We start from the raw sequence: 21,814 nt of genomic DNA, 5'->3' as shown, positions 1-21,814 counted from the left end.
CTGAAGGCATGAAGCGGAGAAGAATTCCCCGCCTTGGTGTCTCCGCCTAGGCCTTGAAGCCCAGGACGTCCTGCATGTCGTAGGCGCCGGCGGGCTTGCCCACCACCCAGCGGGCGGCCTCCACGGCGCCGCGGGCGAACAGGCCGCGGTCGCGGGCCGAGTGGCTGAGGGTGAGGATCTCGTCCTCGGCGGCGAAGGTCACCGAGTGCTCGCCGATGATGTCGCCGCCGCGCATGACGGAAAAGCCGATGTCGCCCTCGGCGCGGGGGCCGTTGATGCCGTCGCGGCCGCGCTGAGCCACCTCGGTCAGGTCCACGCCGCGCCCCTCGGCGGCGGCCTCCCCCAGCATCAGGGCGGTGCCGGAGGGGCTGTCGACCTTGCGGCGGTGGTGGGCCTCGAAGATCTCGATATCGTAGTCCCGGGCCGGCAGGGCGCGGGCGGCCTGGGCCACCAGCCCCATCAGCATGTTGACCCCCAGGGAGAAGTTGCGGGCCCGCACGATGGGGATCTTCGCGGCGCAGGCGTCGATGGCCGCGCCCTCGCGCTCGGAGATGCCGGTGGCGCCGATCACCAGGGCCGGGCCGCCGCGAGCCGCGCAGGCCTGGGCGAGCGCCACCGAGGCGGCGGGCGTCGTGAAGTCGATCACCACGTCGCAGGCGGCCAGGGCGGCCTCCTGGCTCACCAGACCCTCGCCCACCGCGCCGGGGCGGTCGAAGCGGGCGGCGAGCACCAGGTCGTCGCGGGCGGCGATGGCGGCGGTGACCGCCTGGCCCATGCGGCCGAGCGCGCCGGCGACGGCGATGCGGATGGGGGCGGTCAGCGAGGTCTCTCCAGGGTCATACGGAACACCGTATGCGCTTGTCCCGCGAGCCTGCGGGTTGGGTCAAGGGAGAGCGCCAACCCCGCCGTCATCCCGGACGGCCGCCAGGCCGATCCGGAACCCAGGGGCGGAGAGCGCGGCCCCTGGGGCCGGCTCTCCGCTTCGCTGCGGCCCGGATGACGTTGGTTGGGCCCCTAAGCCGCCTGGAACAGCCCGATCTCCTCCTGCATCGCGCGCGCCACCTGGGGACGGGCGGTGACGCGGGCATAGTAGGCGGCGACGGCCGGCCAGGCCTTGAGATCGATCCCCACGAACTGCGCCCAACTCAGGACGGCGGTGAGGTAGGCGTCGGCGACGCTGAAGCGGTCCAGCAGGTGGTCGCGGCCCGCCAGGTGGGCGTCGAGATAGGCCAGGCGGGCCGGGGCGGCGTCGCGGGCATAGGCCTTGGCGCCCTCGTTGGCCGTGGGGCTCAGCAGGGGGGTGAAGACGGTCTTGTGCAGCTCCGAGCCGATGAAGCTCAGCCACTGGGCCAGGCGCGACCGCTCCAGGCCCGCGGCCGGGGCGAGATTCGCGGCGGGGAACTGGTCGGCGATGAAGGGCAGGATGGCGGCGTTCTCGGTGAGGATCTCGCCGGCGTCGGTGCGCAGGGCCGGGACCATGCCCTTGGGGTTGATGGCCAGGTAGTCGGCGCCCTCGGCGGTGCGCTTGGCCTTGGTGTCCACCCGCGTCAGGGCGACCTGGTCCTCGGCGCCGGCCTCATAGACGGTGATGCGGGAGGCCAGCGAGCAGGCGAGGGGGGAGAAATAGAGTTCCATGACGTCCTCCGGTCGGTTGATTTACGTACCGTCCGATACAAAATAAAAGGCGTCAAGAGTTTCGTGCGAAACAGTACATAAAGACCCTCGCGCGGCGGGCGAAATCCTCAACCGGCGGCGGGTCGAAATACCCCCTGGCGCCACGCATTAAAGTCCTTAACGGTAGTAAATTAATCGCCTCAGGGATTTGATTCGAAGTGGTACAGAACGAGCCTCGACCCCGCGGCCGTCCGCGCAGCTACGACCCCGCCGTGGCCCTCGACCAGGCCCGCGCCGCCTTCTGGAACACCGGCTACGCCGCCACCTCCCTGGACGACCTTTCGGCCGCCACCGGCCTGAACCGGCCCAGCCTCTATGGCGCGTTCGGCGACAAGAAAGCCCTGTATCTCAAGGCGTTGGAAAAATCCCGCGCCGAGACCACAACGGCCCTGGCCGCCGCCATGGCCCCGGACGAGCACCTGCGCGCGGCCCTGACCCGGGTCTATGACGCCGCCGCCGGCATCTATATGCGCGGCGACCACGGCCCCCGGGGCTGCTTCCTGATCGGCACGGCGGTGACCGAGGCGGTGGACGATCCGGAAATCCGCGCGGTGCTGGCCGCCGCGCTGGCCGAGATCGACGCGGCCTTCGAGGCCCGCATCCGGCGGGCCATGGAGGTGGGCAACCTGCCGCTCTCCACTGACGCGGCGGGCATGGCCAAGGTGGCCACGGCGGTGATGAACGCCATGGCCGTCCGCGCCCGGGCCGGGGGCGACCTGGCCACCCTGCGGGCCATGGGGGCGGCGGTGACGGACCTGATCTGCGGACGGGCGGGGCGGTGATCTAACCGCTCATCCCGGCGAGGGGCCCAGATGCGTCACGGACCGTCAATCAGATGATGTTCGTGTGGTTCGTGTGGTTCGTGGTCCCAACTCCGCGAGCCGTGCGGCTGGTGAGGCCCATCAGATTGTCCACGAACCACACGAACGGGGGGTCAACCGCGACAGTTCTGTACGAATCCGGGTCCCGGCCTTCGCCGGGATGAGCTGAATGAAGCGGCGAGCCCTGGCCGAGCCGGCCGCGCCTGCATAAGAGTCCCCGCGCAGGCGCGGCCGATTTGGAGACGCGCGCCGGACCACGTCAGGAAACGCCATGAAGCTCTATTCCAACGATCTCTCGCCCTTCGCCTCGCGTCCGCGCATGGCGATCTACGCCAAGGACCTGCCGGTGCACATCCTGCCGCCGCCGGGCGACCTGAAGAGCGCGGAATATCTGGCGATCAATCCCATGGGCAAGATCCCGGCCCTGGTGCTGGACGACGGCACGGTGATCCCCGAGAGCGACACCATCGTCGAATATCTGGCCGACGCCTTCCCGGCCTCCGGCCTGCGGCCCACCAAGCCCGACGAGATCGCCCGCGGCCGCCTGATCGCCCGGGTCGCCGAGCTCTATGTGATGGCCAGCGGCTCGAACCTGTTTGGCCAGATGAACCCCGCCACCCGCGACGCCGCGGTGGTGGAGGAGGGCTTCGCCAAGCTCGACAGCGGCCTGGCCCACCTGAACCTGTTCATGACGCAGGACGCCTATGCGGTGGGCGACAGCGTCACCACCGCCGACTGCGCGCTCGTCCCCATGCTGATGTTCGTGGGCGTGTTCGGCATGGTGTTCGGCAAGGGCGATCCCATGGCCCGGCACACCAAGGTGGCCGCCTATTGGGGGCGCATCCAGAAGGACCCGGCCGCCGCCAAGGTGCTGGGCGAGATGCAGGCCGCGCTCAAGGCCCGCATGGCCGGCTGACCGCCGCCGCCCCGTCCACGGCGAAGCTTCGCCGCGGCAGGTTGTTTCAGGGCGCCGGCCTCTGTAGGTTGGCGCCCTTCATTCAAAAGCCCCCAGCGCCGTAAGGACACGCTCCCCCTATGAGCGACGAAAAACGCACCTTCACCGATGAGGAAGCCCTCAGCTTCCACCGGGACCCGACCCCCGGGAAGATCGCCATCGTGCCCACCAAGCCGATGGCGACCCAGCGCGACCTCAGCCTGGCCTATTCGCCGGGCGTGGCGGTGCCGGTCCTGGCCATCGCCGAGAACCCGGAGCTGGCCTACGACTACACGTCGAAGGGCAACCTGGTGGCGGTGATCTCCAACGGGACGGCGATCCTGGGCCTGGGCAATCTGGGGGCGCTCGCCGCCAAGCCGGTGATGGAGGGCAAGAGCGTCCTCTTCAAGCGCTTCGCCGACGTCGATTCCATCGACATCGAGGTCTCGGCCACCGATCCGGACGAGATCATCACGGTGGTCAAGAACATCGGGGTGACCTTCGGCGGCATCAATCTCGAGGACATCAAGAGTCCCGAGTGCTTCCGCATCGAGACCGAGCTGCAGGAGCTGCTGGACATTCCGGTGTTCCACGACGACCAGCACGGCACGGCCATCATCTCCTGCGCGGGCCTGATCAACGCCTGCCACATCACCGGCCGCGAGCTGAAGGACGTCAAGGTGGTGCTCTGCGGGGCGGGCGCGGCGGGGATCGCCAGCCTGGACCTGATGAAGGCCATGGGGGTGCGCAGCGAGAACTGCATCGCCGTCGACAACACCGGGGTCATCTATCGCGGCCGCACCGCGGGCATGAACCAGTGGAAGTCGGCCCACGCCGTCGACACCGACGCCCGGACCCTGGCCGAGGCCCTGGTGGGCGCCGACGTCTTCCTGGGCCTGTCGGCCAAGGGGGTCCTGACCCAGGACATGATCATGAAGATGGCGCCCAATCCGCTGATCTTCGCCATGGCCAATCCCGATCCGGAGATCCTGCCCGAGGAGGTCCACGCCGTGCGGCCCGACGCCATCGTCGGCACCGGGCGCAGCGACTATCCCAACCAGGTCAACAACGTCCTGGGCTTCCCCTACATCTTCCGCGGCGCGCTCGACGTGCGCGCGCGGCGCGTGAACCTGGAGATGAAGATCGCCTGCGCCAACGCGCTGGCCCAGCTGGCCCGCGAGGACGTGCCCGACGAGGTGGCCGCGGCCTATCACGGCCAGCAGCTGAAGTTCGGCCCGCAGTACATCATCCCCTCGCCCTTCGACCCCCGGCTGATCTGGTACATCCCGCCCTTCGTCGCCCAGGCGGCGATGGACTCCGGGGTGGCCCGCAAGCCGATCGAGGACATGGACGCCTACCGGGCCTCGCTGGCCCAGCGCCTCGACCCCACCGCGGCCTTCCTGCAGAAGCTGCAGGGCACCGTGCAGGCCTCGCCCAAGAAGAAGATCGTCTTCGCCGAGGGCGAGGAGCCCAGCGTGATCCGCGCCGCCTACGCCTTCCAGAGCGCGGGCCTCGGCCAGGCGGTGCTGGTGGGCCGCGAGGAGCTGGTGCTGGAGAACATGGCCGTGGCCGGTCTCGATCCCAAGGACACCGGCCTGGAGATCATCAACGCCCGGCTGTCGCACCGGAATCCGGAATATGTCGACTATCTCTACAGCCGGCTGGCCCGCCAGGGCTTCCTGAAGCGCGACGTGCAGCGGCTGATCAACCAGGACCGCAACTCCTTCGCCGCCTCCATGGTGGCGCTCGGCCACGCCGACGGCATGGTCACCGGGGTCACCCGCTCCTACGACCAGGTGCTGGAGGAGGTGCTGCAGGTCATCGACCCGTCCCCCAACGGCCGGGTGATGGGCATGAGCGTGGTGCTGGCCAAGGGCCACACCCTGTTCATCGCCGACACCAATGTCACCGAGATGCCGGAGGCCGACGAGCTGGTGGAGATCGCCCTGCAGGCGGCCCGAACCGTCAGCGTGCTGGGCTACACCCCGCGGGTGGCCTTCATGTCCTATTCCACCTTCGGCAACCCCATGGGCCAGCGCAGCGAGAAGGTGCGCGAGGCCGTGGCCATGCTCGACGAGATGGAGGTGGACTTCGAGTACGAGGGCGAGATGCCGCCGGAGCTGGCGCTCGATCCGGAAAAGCGGGTCAACTACCCGTTCATGCGCCTCACGGGGCCCGCCAATGTGCTGATCATGCCGGCCATCCATTCGGCGGCCATCTCCACCCAGCTGGTCCAGGCCGTGGGCGGGGCGACGGTGATCGGGCCCCTGCTGCTGGGCCTGTCGCGCTCGGTGCAGATCTGCCCGCTCTCGGCCTCGGTCAGCCGCATCCTGCAGATGGCCACGGTGGCGGCCTACGAGCAGGACCTGGCGGAGGCTCAGACCTGATGCGTCAGGCCGGCCTCACGACCTAAGCGGGTCGCGCGCCTTGGGTGGGGCGGCGATCCGTCGTCCCCCCACCTTGAGATCTCGGAGCGCGCGCCATGGCCGGAACGATCGGCATCGATTTCGGCACCACCAATACGGTGGTGGCCCTGGCCGGCGACGGCGGCCCCGCGACCCTGGTCAATTTCCCGGCGCCGGAGGGGGAGCTGTTCGCCTTCCGCTCGGCCATCAGCTTCCACGCGCCGGCCGAGCGGCCCAACGAGCGGACGGTGGAGGCCGGACCCTGGGCCATCGAGGCCTATGTCGAGGACCCGCTGGAGACCCGCTTCATCCAGTCCTTCAAGAGCTTCGCGGCCTCCGAAAGCTTCACCGAGACCCAGATCCTCGGGCGGCGCTACCAGTTCGAGGACCTGCTCTCGGCCTTCCTGCTGAAGCTGCGCGACCATGCGGGACAGGGCCTGGCCGACCTGCCCGACCGGGTGATCGTCGGCCGGCCGGTGACCTTCGCAGGCGGCGCCCCCAATCCGGAGCTGGCCCTGCGTCGCTACGAGACGGCCTTCGCGCGGCTGGGGTTCAAGGAGATCCTCTACGCCTACGAGCCGGTGGGGGCGGCCTTCTTCTTCGCCCGCGAGCTGAAGGCCGACGCCACGGTCCTGGTGGGGGACTTCGGCGGCGGCACCAGCGACTTCTCGATCATCCGCTTTTCCCGCGAGGGCGGCGAGATCGCCTCGACGCCGCTCGGGCGGTCGGGGGTCGGGGTGGCCGGCGACGCCTTCGACTACCGGATCATCGACCACCTGGTCTCGCCGGAGCTGGGCAAGGGGACGAGCTACACCTCCTTCGGCAAGACCCTGCCGATCCCCAACCGCTACTATTCCACCTTCGCCCGCTGGGACCAGCTGGCCCTGATGCGGGCCAGCCGCGACATGCGCGAGATCCGCAAGCTGGTGCGCGAGGCCGTCGAGCCCGACAAGATCGCCCGGCTGGTGGAGACCCTGGACGAGAACTACGGCTACCTGCTGTACCGCTCGGTGAGCCGGCTGAAGGAGGCCCTGTCACGGGAGACCGCCGCGGAGTTCAGCTTCGCCGCCGGCAGCATCGAGATCCGCCGCCACGTCGAGCGCGCGCAGTTCGAGGGCTGGATCGCGCCGGAGCTGGCCCTGATCGAGACCGCCGTCGACGAGGCCCTGGCCGAGTCGGGCCTGGCGCCGGGCCAGATCGACCGGGTGTTCCTCACCGGCGGCTCCTCCCTGGTGCCGGCGGTGCGGGCCATCTTCCACCGCCGCTTCGACCCGTCGAGGATCGAGAGCGGCAGCGAGCTGGAATCCATCGCCTCGGGCCTGGCCCTGATGGGCCGGGAGCGCGACCTCGACCGCTGGTGCCGCCGGGCGGACCTGTCCGCGTAATTTCTTACCGCTTCTTCTCCAAGGTGGCGCTGGCGGCCAGTTCGCGCAGGGCGGCGTTGGCGATGGTGAGCTTGGCGAAGGTCCAGCCGCCGCCGGCCGCCTCGATCTCGTCCACCGCCTTGCGGGCCGCCTGGGCGGCGTCGTGGCGCAGGGCGGCCCAGGAGGCCACGGCCTTCTGGGCGGTCTCGGCGCTCTCGCCGGCCTGGGCGCTGGCGGCGAAGGCCATGATCGAGCGGGTCAGCACCGCCTGCTCGGCCAGGAGGTCCTCCAGCAGCCGCCGCACCGCGGTGCGCTCGAAGGCGTCCCCGGCGGTGAAGCCCCCCGCCGCCGCCCGCAGGCGGTCGAAGGCGAAGACCTCGCCGGTCTGGTGATAGAGCCTGGCCACGCTGGGCAGGGCCCAGGAGGAGGCCTCGGCCAGGTCCACCAGATCCACCGCGGTGGTGAGCGGCTGCAGGTTGGCCACCTGGGTCGCCAGGGCCTCCGGCGCGCCGGCCTCCACCAGCTTGGCGATCTGGGCCGCGGTGCGGTCCTGCTCGACGCTGGAGAGCACGCCGGGGCCCAGCTTGCGCAGGGTGGCGGTGCCGGGGCCGTAGCGCTTGATCAGGTCGGCCACCCCCGAGCCCTCGCGCCCGGCCCGGCGGGCCAGCCAGAAGGTCTCGCCGCGCAGGGTGTAGGCCAGGCGGCGGAACAGGGCCATCTGGCCCGCCGCCGGGGTCTGGCCCGGGATCTTGGGGTCGAGATCGGCGACGGCGTCCCACAGGGCCGGCAGGTCCAGCACCGCCTTGGCCGCCTCGTAGCCGGTGACGAAGGCGCGGGTGTCGCAGGAGGCCGCCGCCATCAGGCGCGAGGGGAAGCTCGGCCCGCAGCGGTTGATCACGTCGTTGGCCACCACGGTGGCGATGATCTCCCGGCGCAGGCGGTGCTTGCGCAGGGCGTCGTCGTACTTGCGAAGCCCCTTGGGGAAATAGCCCTCCAGCACCGCCTCGAAGTGCGGGTCGTCGGGCGCCGCCGAGGCGACGATGTCGTGGGAGAGCTCCAGCTTGCCATAGGCCAGCAGCACCGCCTCTTCCGGCCGGGTCATGCCGCGTCCGGCCTCGGCCCGGGCCGCGATGACGCCCGGGTCCGGCAGGCCCTCCACCGCGCGGTCCAGCCGCCCGGCCTGCTCCAGCCGGGTCATGAACTGGGCGTGGGGCTCCAGCTCGCCGACGGCGTCCAGGTCCATCAGGGACAGAGCCAGGGTCTGGTCGTAGTTGTGCGACAGGACGTGGGCGGCCACGTCCTGGGTCATCGACTTCAGCAGCTTGTCGCGTCGCGGCCGGGTCAGCACTCCGGTCCGCTCGAGGATGCCGGTGGCGATCTTGATATTGACCTCGTGGTCGGAGGAATCGACCCCGGCGGAGTTGTCGATGGCGTCGGTGTTGATCTTGCCGCCCTTCAGCGCGAACTCGATGCGGCCGGCCTGGGTGAGGCCCAGATTGGCGCCCTCGCCCACCACCTTGACCCGCAGGTCGGCGCCGTTGACCCGCAGGGCGTCGTTGGTCTTGTCCCCCACGTCCAGGTGGCCCTCGGTCCGGGCCTTCACATAGGTGCCGATGCCGCCGAGATAGAGCAGCTCGGCCGGCGCCTTGAGGATGGCCGACAGCAGCTCGGCCGGGGTGGCCGACTCCGCGCCGATCTCCAGCATGGCGCGGACCTCGCGGGAGAGCGGAATGGACTTCAGGTTGCGGGGGAAGACCCCGCCGCCCTTGGAGATCAGCTTGCGGTCATAGTCGTCCCAGGAGGAGCGGGGCAGGGCGAACATGCGCTCGCGCTCGGCGTAGCTCCTGGCCGGGTCGGGATCGGGGTCGAGGAAGATGTGGCGGTGGTCGAAGGCCGCCAGCAGCCGGGTCTGGCGCGACAGCAGCATGCCGTTGCCGAACACGTCGCCGGACATGTCGCCGACGCCGACCACGGTGAAGGGCTCGCTCTGGATGTCCTTGCCCAGCTCGCGGAAGTGGCGCTTCACCGCCTCCCACGCGCCGCGGGCGGTGATGCCCATGACCTTGTGGTCGTAGCCGGCCGAGCCGCCCGAGGCGAAGGCGTCCCCCAGCCAGAAGCCGTAGGACTCGGCGACGCCGTTGGCGATGTCGGAGAAGGTGGCGGTGCCCTTGTCGGCGGCCACCACCAGATAGGGGTCGTCGGCGTCGTGGACCACGACGTTCTCGGGGTGGATGACCTTGCCGTCCGGGGTCAGGTTGTCGGTGATGTCCAGCAGGCCCTGCAGGAAGGTGGTGTAGGCGCGGATCCCCTCGGTCCGCACCGCCTCGGCCGCACCGCCCTTGGGGAGCTGCTTGGGATAGAAGCCGCCCTTGGAGCCCACGGGCACGATCACCGCGTTCTTGGTGTTCTGGGCCTTGGCCAGAGCCAGGACCTCGGTGCGGAAGTCGTCGCGCCGGTCGCTCCAGCGCAGGCCGCCCCGGGCGACGGGGCCGAAGCGCAGGTGGACGCCCTCCACATGGGTCGCCCAGACGAAGATCTCGCGGAAGGGCTTGGGCAGGGGCAGGTCGGCCAGCTCGCCCGAGGCCACCTTGAAGCTGATATAGGGCTTGGCGTGACCGTCGGGACCGGGCTGGTAGTAGTTGGTCCGCTTGATGGCCCCCACCAGCAGAGCCAGGCGGCGCAGAACCCGGTCGTCGTCCAGGCTCTCGACGAGCTGCAGGGCCTCGACGATCTCGGCCATCACCGCGTCGGCCTGGATCTGGCGGGCGGCGAGGTCGGCGTTGATGGCCGGATGGAACTTGGTGCGGAACAGATCCAGGATCAGGCGCGCCACCCCGGGGTGGTTGGAGAGCGCGGCCTCCTGCACCCTCTGGCTAGGGTCCAGGCCCGACTGCTGGCGGTGGCGGGCGAGCGCCCGGATCAGGGCCGCGTCGCGCCAGGTGATGGAGAGCTCCAGCACCAGGCGGTTGAAGCCGTCATTCTCGGTGCGGCCGCTCCAGATGGCGACGAAGGCGTATTCGAAGGCCAGCTTCACCTCGGCGAAGACCAGGTGCTCGCCGCGCGGGTCCTCCAGCTCGAAGTCGTGGACCCAGACCGGGTCCGCGCCGACGCGGGTGACCGGGAAGCCGGTCTCCACCATGGCCTTGAGGCCCATGTTCTCCAGGATCGGCAGGACGTCAGCCAGGGGCGCCGGGGCGCCGGGGCGGTAGAGCTTGAAGCGGAACTGGGTCTTGCCGTCGGCGGGGCGGCGATAGGCGCGCACCCGAACCGGCTCGTCGGCCTCCAGGCTGTCGATCACCGCCAGGTCGGCCAGGGCCTCGCCGGCGTCGTAATTGTCCCGATAGCCGGCCGGGAAGGCGTGGGCGTAGCGGGCCAGGAGGTCGGCGACCTCGTCGGTGGGCCGGCCGCTGGCGCGGACGGCGGCGTCGAAGCGATCCTCCCAGGTGCGGCTGGCCTGGGTCACCTGGGCCTCGATGGCCCTCAGGTCGGGATCGAGGTGCTGGCCCGGCGTGAAGCCGATGATGAAGTGGACCCGGGCCAGGGGGGCGTCGGAGAAGTAGGGATAATAGGCCGAGACCCGGCCGCCATAGGCCTTGGCCAGCAGGTCGCCGGCCGTGGTCCGCAGGTCGGAATCGTAGCGCTCGCGCGGCACGAACAGCAGCACCGAGGCGAAGCGGTCATAGGGGTCGCGGCGCTCGAATAGCCGCACCCGGGGCCGGTCATAGAGGTGCAGGACCGCCAGGCAGGTGGCCAGCAGGTCGTCCTCGCTGGCCTGGAACAGCTCGTCGCGGGGGTGGTTCTCGACGATGTTGCGCAGGCGCTTTTCGTTGTGGCTGCCCGGCGTGGCGCCGGCCCGCTCCAGCAGGTTGGCCACCTTGGCCCGCAGCAGGGGCACGTCGCGCGCCGGCTCGTCATAGGCCTCGGAGGTGAACAGGCCCACGAAGCGGATCTCGCCGCAGGGCTTGCCGTCGGCGCCGTAGCGCTTGATGCCCACATAATCCATGTAGCCGCGGCGGTGGACCCGCGAGCGGACGTTGGACTTGGCCACCACCACCGGCGGATCGCCCAGGCGCGAGCGGATCTGGGCGGTGAGGACCGCGGGCTCCGACGAGCGGCGCAGGACGGTGCGCTCGGGATCGCGCAGCACGCCCAGCCCATCCTGCGGCTGGTAGAGGGGTTCCTCCGGCGCATAGTCGCCGTTCTTCAGGCGCGGGTACTCGTAGACCCGGGCGCCGAGATAGACGAAGTGCTCGTCGTGCAGCCAGGACAGGAAGGCGATATCCTCGTCGCGGACCTCGCTCTTGGGGGCGGCCCCCAGCTCCTCGATGGCCCGGCGCATCAGGGCCAGCATGGCGGGGAAGTCGTCCACCGCGGCGCGGACGTCGGCCAGGGCGGCCTTCAGACCGGCCATCAGGGCCGCCTCGCGGTCCTCGCCGACGGTCTCCAGCACCACCTGGATCATGGATTCCCGGCGGGGGGCGCCGGCCTCGCCGCGCACGCCCTTGCGGTCGCGGGCCACGCCGACCACCGGGTGGAACATGGCGCGGACCGACAGGCCCTGCTCGGCCAGCTCGCCCATGACGCTGTCCACCAGGAAGGGGGCGTCGTCCTGGACGATCTCCAGACGGTCGAGGCCGGCCTGGCCGTGGACCAGACGGATGGCCGGCCCCTTGCCCCGCCGGGTCTCGGCGAAGGCCCAGAAGTCGGCGAGCGCGCCGGCCAGGTCGGGGACGGGCAGTTCGGGCAGCTCGTCGGGGGCGGCGTCGGCGGCGGTCTGCTCGATGAAGGCGCGGCTGGCCTCGCCCTCGGGAACCAGGGCCAGGAAGGCCTTGATCAGGGGGAGGGCGGACCTGGCGGGCTTGAGGCGGCGGGTCATGCCCCGGCTCCGGACGCGAGAACGCCGCCGGAGGAGAGTGTCCGGCGGCGCCTGGTTCCGCCTAGGGGGGGTGGCGAAACACTCGGTCCTCGCGACGCCCGGGGGCTGAGAAAGCGGGCGTCGGGGTGTCGGGACTCGCCCGAGCCACACTCAGATAGGTATTGAACGGCCAAGTTGAAGACCCCGGGGTTTGGCCCTCGGCGTCACGCTTGCGTGACGCGGCGAGGACGTTTTGATTTCGGCGTTTCGTCGGGCGCGAGTCCGGCCTTCCGGTCCCGCAGCTTTTCGGGCTCCCCGTCGGCGGACAACAGGACAGCGACCCAGCGGGTTCCGTCGAACTGGGCCAGGATGACCATGGCCATCACCGTCAGCGGGGTGGAGAGGAACATGCCGGCCACCCCCCAGATCGCCCCCCAGAAGGCCAGGCTGAGCAGCACCACCAGGGGATCGATATTGAGGCTTTGCCCCTGCATGCGCGGCAGGACCACGTTGCCCACCACGAACTGGATCGACTGCAGCACCGCCAGCAGGACGATGGCGGGCCAGACCGGCTCGAACTGGATGAGCGCGAAGATCGGCGGCGCCAGGATGCCGATCGCCCCCCCGATGATAGGGATGTAGGAGGCGATGAAGATCAGGAAGGCCCAGAACACCGCGTTGTCGAGGCCGAGGATCGCCATCACCAGCCAGGAGCCCAACGCGATCATCAGGCCGGTGACGGTCTGGACCCAGAGGTACTGCTCCACCCCGTCGCGGATGCGCTGGAAGGCCTCCAGGGCCTCGTGACGCTTGGCGCGGTTGTTGGACAGCCCCACCATCTTGCGCTCGAAGGCGTGCCGCGAGGCGATGATGAAGCCCAGATAGATCAGGATGAAGATGGCGTTGGAGGCGAAGCCCTGGATGCCGCGGGCCGCGTCGCCGATGTACTTGCTGGGGTCGAGCCGGCTCAGCAGCTGCTCGATGGTGGGCGCCACGTCGAGCCCGGCCACATTGGCCACCTGGGCGATCAGCTTGTTGAGCTTGGGCACATAGGTGACCAGCTGGGTGGCGAAGGTCGCGCCGTTGTCGGCGATCACGAACAGGGCCGTGCCGAACAGCAGGATGGAGACGATGATGGCCACCGGCATGGCGGCCCTGGAGGGCAGCCAGCGGAACCGCCGCTTCAGCACCCGGGCGAACCCGTCGATGACGATGGCCAGGAACATGGCCATGGCCGGCGGCGTCAGGATGTCGGCGAGCCAATAGATGGTCGCGCCGCTGGCGATCACGGCCAGGATGACGAGGCAGATGCGGGAGACGTTGGTGGTCGGTTCGGCGGCGGGCATGGAGCCGACTGTCCTCGGGGTCGCGGGCGTCGTCAATGAAGGTGACCTCTAGCGTGATTTCCCCGGGATGATGGTGCGTTCTTCGCGGCGTTTCCGCCGGTTCCGGCAAGGCTGAGCCAAAACCCGCCGGGTTTGGGAAACGTTTCTGCCGGTGACAATTGTTTACGCTTGGCCGTGGATGCGGCGCGCGGCTGAGGATAGCTTGGCGCCCGGACTTCGAAGGAGCGTTCCATGGCCGACGACGGCGTGCTGATCGGGTTCTCCGATCACCTCGAGACCCTGCGGCTTGACCGCGCCAGCCGCCATGGCCTGGTGGCCGGGGCGACCGGCACCGGCAAGACCGTGACGCTCCAGGTCCTGGCGCAGGGGTTGTCGGACGCCGGCGTTCCAGTCTTCGCCGCCGACGTGAAGGGCGACCTCTGCGGCGTCGCCGCGCCTGGGACCCCCAACGAGAAGATGCTGGCCCGGGCCAAGGTGATGAACCTGGAGCTGCACCCGGCCGGGGCGCCGGTGGTGTTCTGGGACCTGTTCGGCGAGCAGGGCCATCCGATCCGCGCCACGGTCTCGGAGATGGGGCCGCTGCTGATCTCCCGCATGCTGGAGCTCAACGACGTGCAGGAGGGTGTGCTCTCCGTCGTCTTCCGCGCCGCCGACGCCGAGGGCCTGCTGCTGCTGGACCTGAAGGACCTGCAGGCCGCGCTCACCTACACCTCCGAGCACGCCAAGGAGCTGGGCGCCAAGTACGGCAATGTCTCGGCCGCCACCGTGGCCACCATCCAGCGCAAGCTGCTGACCCTGGAGGACCAGGGCGGCGCGCACCTGTTCGGCGAGCCGGCCCTGCAGCTTTCCGACCTGATGCGCACCGACGGCGCCGGGCGCGGCTATGTGAACATCCTGGCGGCCGACAAGCTGATCGCCAGCCCCCGGCTCTACGCCACCTTCCTGCTGTGGCTGATGAGCGAGCTGTTCGAGGAGCTGCCGGAGGTCGGCGACCCCGACAAGCCCAAGCTGGCCTTCTTCTTCGACGAGGCCCACCTGCTGTTCCGCGACGCCCCCAAGCCGCTGCTGGAGAAGGTCGAGCAGGTGGTGCGGCTGATCCGCTCCAAGGGGGTGGGGGTCTATTTCGTCACCCAGAACCCGGCCGACATTCCCGAGACCGTGCTGGGCCAGCTGGGCAACCGCATCCAGCACGCGCTGCGGGCCTATACGCCGGTCGAGCAGCGGGGCCTGAAGGCCGCCGCCGACAGCTTCCGCACCAACCCGGCCTTCGACACCGCCGAGGCGATCCAGGCGCTGGGGGTCGGCGAGGCCCTGGTCTCCGTGCTGGACGAGAAGGGGGCGCCCACCATGGTGCAGAAGACCCTGGTCCGTCCGCCCATCTCGCGGCTCGGGCCCCTGACGCCCGCCGAGCGGACGGCGGTGATGGCCGCGAGCCCGGTGCGCGGCCTCTACGACCAGACCGAGGACCGGGAGTCGGCCTATGAGAAGCTGGCGGCCCGCACCGCCGCCGCCGTCGAGGCGGCCGCCGCCCCACCGGCGCCGCAACGCCGCGCCGAGCCGGCCCCGTCACCCTGGGGGGAGGAACCCGCCCGTCGCCCGGCGGCGCGCGCCTCCAACCGCCAGTCCATGGGCGAGACCTTCGCCAAGCAACTGCTGCGCACGGTGGCCAGCACGGCCGGCCGCGAGATCATGCGCAGCCTGATGGGGAATGTACGCCGCCGATGAACTCCGAACGCGCCCTCGAGGCCATCGCCGCCGAGCTCGGCGTCCTGGCCGATCGCCCCTCCACAGCCCTGTCCCTGGCCCTGATCGGCCAGCCGGGGTCGCGCTGGCAGGTCCCCACCCCGGCCGCCGTGATCGACCTCGACGCCTTCGACCGCAACGTCGCGCGCATGGCCGCCCGGGCCAAGGCGGCGGGCCTGGCCCTGCGGCCCCACGCCAAGTCCCACAAGTGCGCGGCGCTGGCCCGGCGGCAGATCGCCGCCGGGGCGGTGGGGGTCTGCTGCGCCAAGCTGGCCGAGGCCGAGGCCCTGTCGGCGGCGGGGATCCGCGGCATCCTGATCACCTCGTCCCTGGCCGGCGAGCCCTCGGCGGCGCGGGCGGCCAGGCTGGCCGGGATCGATCCCGACTTCGCCATCACCGTCGACCATCCGGACGGCGCGGCCGAGATCGGCCAGGCGGCGCGGGCCGCCGGCGTCACCGTCCGAGTGGTGCTGGACGTGGACCTGGGCATGGGCCGCACCGGCGTCTCCGGCGTGGAGCAGGCCGTGGCGGTGGGGGCGGCGATCGCGGCCCAGGCCTCGCTGAAGCTGATCGGGGTGCAGGGCTATGGCGGCCACTGGCAGCACATGGCGGGCGCCAATCAGCGCGCCGCCGCCGTGGCCGACGGCATCGGCAGGCTGTCGGACGTGGCGTCCGCCCTGCGGGCCCAGGGCCATGAGATCGGGTTGGTCACCGGCGGCGGCACCGGCACCTTCAGCGCCGACGCGGCCCAGGGCGTGCTGAATGAGATCCAGGCCGGGTCCTACGCCTTCATGGACCGGGAATACCGCGAGGCCCTGGGGGCCGACGAGGACGGCGCCTTCGAGACCAGCCTGATGGTCCAGGCCCGGGTGATCAGCGCCAACGCCCCGCGCTGGGTGACGGTGGACGCGGGCCTCAAGGCCTTCGCCACCGACGGCCCGGCGCCCGAACCCCTGGGGGAGGCCTGGGCGGGGTCCAGCTACCACTTCTTCGGCGACGAGCACGGCATGGTGACGCGGCCCAAGCATCGCAGCGTCGAGCGCGGGGAGCGGGTGGAGTTCACCGCCCCCCACTGCGACCCCACCATCGACCGTTACGACCTGCTGCACCTGGTGCGGGGCGACGTCCTCGTCGACCTGGTGCGGGTCGAGGGCCGCGGCGCCTCGCAGTAGGCTTCAGCGGGCGGTGTAGCCGCCGTCGATCACCAGCTCCGAGCCGGTGACGAACTTGGCCTCGTCCGAGGCCAGGTAGACCGCGCCCCAGGCGATGTCGTCGGGCTCGCCGATGTGGCCCAGGGGGTGCAGGGCGGCGGTGGCCTTGCGGCCCTCCTCCAGGTCTCCGGCGGCGCTCAGGTGGTGTTCCACCATCGGGGTCCAGATGAAGCCCGGATGGATCGAGTTCACCCGGATCCTGTCGGGGGCGTAGGTCAGGGCGTCGGTCTTGCTCATCAGCCGCACCGCCCCCTTGGAGGCGTGATAGGGCGGCACGTCGGGGCCGCCCACCAGGCCGTAGATCGAGGACAGGTTGATGATCGAGCCGCCGCCCGCCGCCTTCAGGTGGGGGATGGCGTGCTTGGTGCAGAAGAAGACGCCCTTGACGTTGATGGCCTGGACGAAGTCCCACTCGGCCTCGGTGATCTCGTGGGTGGGCTTGTTGGCGCCCGAGACCCCGGCGTTGTTCACCAGGACGTCCAGGCGTCCGAAGTGGGCGGCGACCTCGTCGATCACCCGGCGCACCTCGGCCTCCTTGGAGACGTCGCAGCGCCAGAAGCGGGCGGGGAAGCCGCGGGCGGAGAGCTCGGCGGCGAGCGCCGTCCCCTCGGCCTCCAGCATGTCGAGCACCGCCACGGCGGCGCCCTCCTCGGCCATGCGGATGGCGGTGGCGCGTCCCAGGCCGAGCGCGGCGCCGGTGATCGCGGCGACCTTGGTCTTCAGTCTGTCCATCGGAGTCGTCCTCGTGAGGGGAGACCCATGTCAGCCGGCGTCGGGGGCCGCCTTGACGGCGGTCAAGGCCGCCCGCCCCGGAGGGGGTCCGGGGCGGACGCCTTCGCCTAGGCCTTGTCGGCCGGGGGCGCGTCCTTGAAGGCGTCCTTCACCTCGTCCTCGGTGATCCGGGCCTTGGGATTTCCCGGTTGGCCGAGGTTCTGCTCCTCGGTGCCGTCGCCCATCACGCCGGGTTGCGAGCCGTCGTTCTTCTGTTCGCCTTGGGTCATGGTCGCGCCTTTGGGTTGCCGTTGTCTGGGGACAACGACTCCCGCGCGCCGGGGGTTCCGGCTTAGGTCGCGGCGACCCGGGCCAGGGCCTCGCGCACGGCGGCGCTGAGCTGTTCGGCGCGGAAGGGCTTGCGCACCACGGGCCAGGCGATCTCCGAGGCGCCGTCGAACTCGTCGCCGGCATAACCGGTGGTGAGCACGATGGGCAGGTCGGGGTCGCGGGCCCGGGCGAGCTTGGCCAGCTCCACCCCGCTCATGCCACCGGGCATGATGATGTCGGAGATCAGCAGGTCGAAGGGCTCCCCCGACCGCAGGCGGGCCAGGGCCGAGGGGCCGTCGGGCTCGGCGGTCACCTGACAGCCCAGCTCGACCAGCAGACCCTCGGTCACCGCCCTGACGGCGGCGTCGTCCTCCACCAGCAGGATCGCCCGCCCCCTGGCCCAGCTGTCGTCGCCGGGCTCGTGGGGCGCCTCGACCGCGGGGACGGCGTCCACCGCCGGGACATAGAGGGTGACGGTGGTTCCCGCCCCCAGGCGGCTGTCGAGGGTCGCCGCGCCGCCGCACTGGGTGATGAAGCCATAGACCTGGGCCAGGCCCAGACCCGTGCCCTTGCCCACCTCCTTGGTGGTGAAGAAGGGCTCGAAGGCCCGGGTGAGGACCTCGGGGGACATGCCGCCGCCGGTGTCGGCGACGCTGACCGCCACATGGTCCCCGGCCTGGGCGCCGGGAACCTCTCCGGCGGCCAGGGCCACCCGGCGGGTGAGGATCTCGATCCGTCCCGATCCGTCCACCGCGTCGGCGGCGTTGACCACCAGGTTCAGCAGGGCGGCCTCGAACTGGGCGGGATCCAGGCGGGTGGCGCCCACCCCCGGCTCGCAGCTCACGGTCAGGTCGATGGCCTCGCCGACCGCGCGGCGGACCAGGGGCTCCACCTGTTCGATCAGGGCGCCGACGTCCACCACCTCCAGCTTCAGCTCCTGACGGCGCGAGAAGGCCAGCAGCTGGCGGGTGAGGCGCTCGCCACGGCGGCCGGCGGCCAGGGCGGCCTCCGACAGGCGCTTGACCCGCTCGGTGTCGGCCGGGTTCTTGAGGATCATGTCCAGCCCGCCGATCACCACGGTCAGCAGGTTGTTGAAGTCGTGGGCCACCCCGCCGGTGAGCCGGCCGACGGTCTCCAGGCGGTGGGCCTGGGCCAGCGCCGCCTCGGCCCGGGCGCGTTCCTCCAGGCTGGCCTCCAGCTCGCGGGTGCGCTCGGCGACCCGCTCCTCCAGGTCGCGGCGGGCCTCGACGATCTCGGTGATGTCGGAGGCCGAGCCGAACCAGCGGCGGATGGAGCCGTCCTCCTCCCGGATCGCCGAGGCGCGGCCGTTGAACCAGCGCCAGACCCCGTCGTGGCGGCGGATGCGGTGCTCCACATCGAAGGGCAGGCCGCCGCGCACCGCCTGGGCCCAGGCGGCCGCCAGGTCGTCGCGGTCCTCGGGATGGATGGCGCGCAGCCAGCCGTCCCCCATGTGGTCGGCGGCCGGGGCGCCGGTGAAGTCCACCCACTGGGGGCTGAGATAGTCGAAGGCGCCGTCGGGGCGGCTGGACCACAACAGCTGGGGCAGGGAGTCCACCAGGGCGCGCACCCGGGCCTCGCCGCCGCGCAGGGCGGTCTCGGCGGCCTTGCGGTCGGTGATGTCGGAGCAGGAGCCGATATAGCCCAGGAAGGCGCCTTCCCGGTCGAAGCGGGGGGCGGCGGCCTCGTCGAGCCAGCGATAGACGCCGTCGTGGCGCCGGACCCGGTATTCCAGCCGCGCGGGCGAGCGGCGGCTGAAGTTCTCCTGGTAGATCTCCAGCACCCGGTCGCGGTCCTCGGGATGGACCCCCTCCAGCCAGCCGCGGCCCAGCTCCTCGGCCAGGGTGCGGCCGGTGAAGCCCAGCCAGGAGGCGTTGAACCAGATCGCGCCCTGCTCGACCCCGCTCATCCAGATCAGCACCGGCGCGGCGTTGGCGATGTGTTCGAACTCGTCGCGGCTGCGGCGGGCCTCCTCCTCGGCCTTGCGCACCGCCTGATCGGCCAGGCGCTGGTCGGTGACGTCGTGGAAGCTGACGGCCAGGCCGTCCCCCAGGCGCATGGCGCTGGAGCGCATCCAGCGCTCGGCGCCGTCGATCACCCGGCGAACCTCGATCTCGTCGGGCCGGTCGGCGACCAGCGCCGCGCGCAGCCGCTCCACCATGGCCGTCCCGGTCTCGTCGGGGAAGATCTCCAGCACCCGCCGCCCGGTCAGCCCTCCGGACCCGGCGGGGGCCAGACGTTCGGCGGCGGGGTTGGCGTAGGTCCAGAGGAAGTCGGTCACCTCGCCGTCCCGGCGCACCGGGGCCAGGATCACGAAGCCGTCGAGGGCCTGTTCCTGGAAGATGCGGAAGCGCGCCTCCACCGCCGCGCCGCGCTGGATGGCCAGGCGCAGGGCCTTGGCGATGACCACGGTCAGGGTGGCGGTGAGGACGAAGAGCAGGAGCTCGACGTGCTGCTGGCCCCAGGTCTCCCCGAGGGCGGCCTCCGGCAGCCACAGGGCCCAGACGAGGCCGGCGCTGAGCGCGGTGGCCAGCAGGCCGCCCCGCAGGCCCGCCACCAGGGTGGCGAACAGCACGGCGGGAAAGAAGGTCGAATAGTTGGGCGGTGCGGCCATGAACAGGCTGGCCGCGCCCCGCGCCAGGGCCGCGACGGCCACCGCCGCCAGGGCGGCGGCATAGCGGAAGACCGGGCGTTCGATCGCGACCGCGAAACGCTGCGCCCACCGTCCGATCATGACGCGACAAGCCCCCCACTCAGGGTTTCGGTCACACCGAACCCCTAATCGGAGGGAACGTAAAGCGTGGCCTTAGGTTCCCTCCGGACTCAGGCGGGGAAGATCAGCGCGGCGCCATCCGGATCGCGCCGTCGAGGCGCACGTCCTCGCCGTTGAAGTAGCCGTTGGTGATCATGGTGAGGGCCAGCTGGGCGTATTCCTCGGCGTTGCCCAGGCGCTTGGGGAAGGGCACGGAGGCGGCCAGGCCCTGCTTCACCGGCTCGGGCGCGAACTGCATGAGGGGGGTGTTGAAGATGCCGGGCAGGATGGTGTTGACCCGGATGCCGTCGCCGGCCAGGTCGCGGGCGATGGGCAGGGTCATGCCGACCACGCCGCCCTTGGAGGCCGAATAGGCCGCCTGGCCCATCTGGCCGTCCTCGGCCGCCACGGAGGCGGTGTTGACGATGGCGCCGCGCTCGCCGTCCTCCAAGGGCTCCAGGTCCAGCATGCCCTTGGCCGACTTGGCGATGCAGCGGAAGGTGCCCACCAGGTTGATCTGGATGATCAGATTGAAGGCGTCGAGGGGGAAGTGCTTGGTCTCGCCGGTGGCCTTATCGCGGCCGGCGGTCTTGATGGCGTTGCCGGTGCCGGCGCAGTTGACCAGGATGCGCTCCTGGCCGTGGGCGGCGCGGGCCTTGACGAAGCCGGCGTCGACATCTTCCTCGGAGGTCACGTTGACCTTGCAGAAGACGCCGCCGATTTCTTTTGCGACCGCTTCGCCCTTGGCTTCGTTCATGTCGAAGATGGCCACCTTGACGCCCTGGGCCGCCAGTTGGCGGGCCGTGGCTTCGCCGAGGCCCGAGGCGCCGCCGGTGACAACCGCGGCGATAGAGGAATTGAGTTTCATGGACGCGTCGCTCCCGGTTTCGATTAGACTAGGTCTTGTTTCCCCCGAGGCTTTAGCCCGATGAGCGGCAAGTCAAAAGCGTCACGCCACGTCAATGGCGACGGTTTCGATCCCAAGAGCGCCCTGAATCCCGACCACGCCCTGGTTCCGGCGGTGCAGCGGGTGAACGAACAGCGCGTGGCCCAGGGTTTCTGGCCAAAGTTCCGCAAGGTGGCCGCCAAGATCCCCTTCGCCGGCGACGCGCTGTCGGTCTGGTACTGCGCCCGCGATCCCGAAACGCCCCGGGCGGCCAAGGGGCTGATGATGGCGGCGCTCGCCTATTTCGTCCTGCCCACCGACGCCATCCCCGACATCCTGGGGGTGATCGGCTTCACCGACGACGCCGCCGTGTTCGCCGCCCTGATGGCCGTGGTGGGCAAGAACCTGAAGCCCAAGCACCGCGAGGCGGCCAAGGGATTCCTGGACCGGATGGGCGGCTAGGCGGCCGCCGTTCGCCCGCCGGGGGAAATTTGATCTCCGTCAAGGCGCGCGGCCGACCCCCAAGCCGCAATGCGCGGCCGGGGGGATTTCATGCTCAAGACCTACACCATCTATCTCCGCGACGGGCGGGAGCCGCCGCGTTTCGAACCGGCCCTCTGCCGCAATGACGTCGAGGCCCTGAGGCGGGCGCGCGAGTTGCTGGCGCTCCATCCAGAGTGCCAGGCGGTGGAGGTGTTCTTCGGCGAGACCCGCCTGTTCCACGTCGAGGGGGACTCGAAGGCGTAGGGGCTTGGTGGCGTCGG

16 protein-coding genes are annotated in these 21,814 nt (G+C 70.8%); 8 read left to right on the top strand and 8 right to left on the bottom strand.

The annotated features are described in order from the left end of the window. Nucleotides 1-46: 46 nt before the first annotated feature. Both dapB and ACO06I_RS16050 read right to left on the bottom strand, forming a co-directional pair. Nucleotides 47-820 (bottom strand): 4-hydroxy-tetrahydrodipicolinate reductase, encoded by a 774-nt coding sequence (gene dapB, locus ACO06I_RS16055; RefSeq protein WP_421933643.1) that lies wholly within the window; start codon nt 818-820, stop codon nt 47-49. 194 nt (nt 821-1,014) lie between these two features. Then, the gene (locus tag ACO06I_RS16050; protein ID WP_421933563.1) at nt 1,015-1,635 is read right to left on the bottom strand and encodes a glutathione binding-like protein; all 621 of its coding nucleotides are present in this window, start codon (nt 1,633-1,635) and stop codon (nt 1,015-1,017) included. A 197-nt stretch (nt 1,636-1,832) separates the two neighbouring features. Between ACO06I_RS16050 and ACO06I_RS16045 the strand changes: the two genes are divergently transcribed. From ACO06I_RS16045 to ACO06I_RS16030, 4 genes are all read left to right on the top strand, one after another. After that, nucleotides 1,833-2,456 (top strand): TetR/AcrR family transcriptional regulator, encoded by a 624-nt coding sequence (locus ACO06I_RS16045; protein ID WP_421933562.1) that lies wholly within the window; start codon nt 1,833-1,835, stop codon nt 2,454-2,456. Nucleotides 2,457-2,766: 310 nt separating this feature from the next. Beyond that, nucleotides 2,767-3,411 carry a glutathione S-transferase family protein gene (locus tag ACO06I_RS16040; RefSeq protein ID WP_421933561.1) on the top strand — a complete coding sequence of 215 codons (645 nt, stop codon included), beginning with the start codon at nt 2,767-2,769 and terminating at the stop codon, nt 3,409-3,411. Nucleotides 3,412-3,530: 119 nt separating this feature from the next. Further along, nucleotides 3,531-5,816, top strand: coding sequence for an NADP-dependent malic enzyme (locus tag ACO06I_RS16035; RefSeq protein ID WP_421933560.1), 2,286 nt, complete (start codon nt 3,531-3,533; stop codon nt 5,814-5,816). A 95-nt stretch (nt 5,817-5,911) separates the two neighbouring features. After that, nucleotides 5,912-7,219, top strand: coding sequence for an Hsp70 family protein (locus ACO06I_RS16030; RefSeq protein ID WP_421933559.1), 1,308 nt, complete (start codon nt 5,912-5,914; stop codon nt 7,217-7,219). A gap of 4 nt (nt 7,220-7,223) precedes the next feature. Here the strand turns inward: ACO06I_RS16030 and ACO06I_RS16025 are convergent, their stop codons facing one another. Further along, the gene (locus ACO06I_RS16025) at nt 7,224-12,074 is read right to left on the bottom strand and encodes an NAD-glutamate dehydrogenase (RefSeq protein ID WP_421933558.1); all 4,851 of its coding nucleotides are present in this window, start codon (nt 12,072-12,074) and stop codon (nt 7,224-7,226) included. Nucleotides 12,075-12,277: 203 nt separating this feature from the next. Beyond that, entirely contained in the window at nt 12,278-13,399 is a 1,122-nt protein-coding gene (locus ACO06I_RS16020; protein ID WP_421933557.1) for an AI-2E family transporter, read from the bottom strand. 231 nt (nt 13,400-13,630) lie between these two features. Between ACO06I_RS16020 and ACO06I_RS16015 the strand changes: the two genes are divergently transcribed. Together ACO06I_RS16015 and ACO06I_RS16010 are read left to right on the top strand one after the other, a co-directional pair. Next, on the top strand, nt 13,631-15,124 hold the full coding sequence (locus tag ACO06I_RS16015; protein ID WP_421933556.1) for a helicase HerA-like domain-containing protein: 1,494 nt from the start codon (nt 13,631-13,633) through the stop codon (nt 15,122-15,124). Beyond that, entirely contained in the window at nt 15,121-16,314 is a 1,194-nt protein-coding gene (locus ACO06I_RS16010; RefSeq protein ID WP_421933555.1) for an alanine racemase, read from the top strand. Before ACO06I_RS16015 ends, ACO06I_RS16010 begins: the two co-directional genes overlap by 4 nt. Before the next feature lie 3 nt (nt 16,315-16,317). Here ACO06I_RS16010 and ACO06I_RS16005 read toward each other — a convergent pair whose 3' ends face one another. From ACO06I_RS16005 to ACO06I_RS15990, 4 genes are all read right to left on the bottom strand, one after another. Continuing rightward, nucleotides 16,318-17,085 (bottom strand): SDR family NAD(P)-dependent oxidoreductase, encoded by a 768-nt coding sequence (locus tag ACO06I_RS16005; RefSeq protein WP_421933554.1) that lies wholly within the window; start codon nt 17,083-17,085, stop codon nt 16,318-16,320. A gap of 107 nt (nt 17,086-17,192) precedes the next feature. Beyond that, a complete protein-coding gene (locus ACO06I_RS16000; RefSeq protein ID WP_421933553.1) occupies nt 17,193-17,354 on the bottom strand; it encodes a hypothetical protein in 162 nt (53 codons plus the stop codon). Between the two features lie 62 nt (nt 17,355-17,416). Beyond that, nucleotides 17,417-20,146 (bottom strand): PAS domain S-box protein, encoded by a 2,730-nt coding sequence (locus ACO06I_RS15995; protein ID WP_421933552.1) that lies wholly within the window; start codon nt 20,144-20,146, stop codon nt 17,417-17,419. Between the two features lie 103 nt (nt 20,147-20,249). Continuing rightward, nucleotides 20,250-21,032, bottom strand: coding sequence for an SDR family NAD(P)-dependent oxidoreductase (locus tag ACO06I_RS15990; RefSeq protein ID WP_421933551.1), 783 nt, complete (start codon nt 21,030-21,032; stop codon nt 20,250-20,252). A gap of 60 nt (nt 21,033-21,092) precedes the next feature. Here ACO06I_RS15990 and ACO06I_RS15985 point away from each other — a divergent pair, with 60 nt between their 5' ends. Further along, nucleotides 21,093-21,512 carry a YkvA family protein gene (locus tag ACO06I_RS15985; protein ID WP_421933550.1) on the top strand — a complete coding sequence of 140 codons (420 nt, stop codon included), beginning with the start codon at nt 21,093-21,095 and terminating at the stop codon, nt 21,510-21,512. Nucleotides 21,513-21,602: 90 nt separating this feature from the next. Next, a complete protein-coding gene (locus ACO06I_RS15980; RefSeq protein WP_421933549.1) occupies nt 21,603-21,797 on the top strand; it encodes a hypothetical protein in 195 nt (64 codons plus the stop codon). Nucleotides 21,798-21,814 lie beyond the last annotated feature (17 nt).

The organism is Phenylobacterium sp., from assembly GCF_965229015.1.
In the GTDB taxonomy this organism is placed as follows: domain Bacteria; phylum Pseudomonadota; class Alphaproteobacteria; order Caulobacterales; family Caulobacteraceae; genus Phenylobacterium.
The sequence above is the reverse complement of the archived record's forward strand: the minus strand, read 5'-3'. Positions and strand labels throughout refer to the sequence as shown.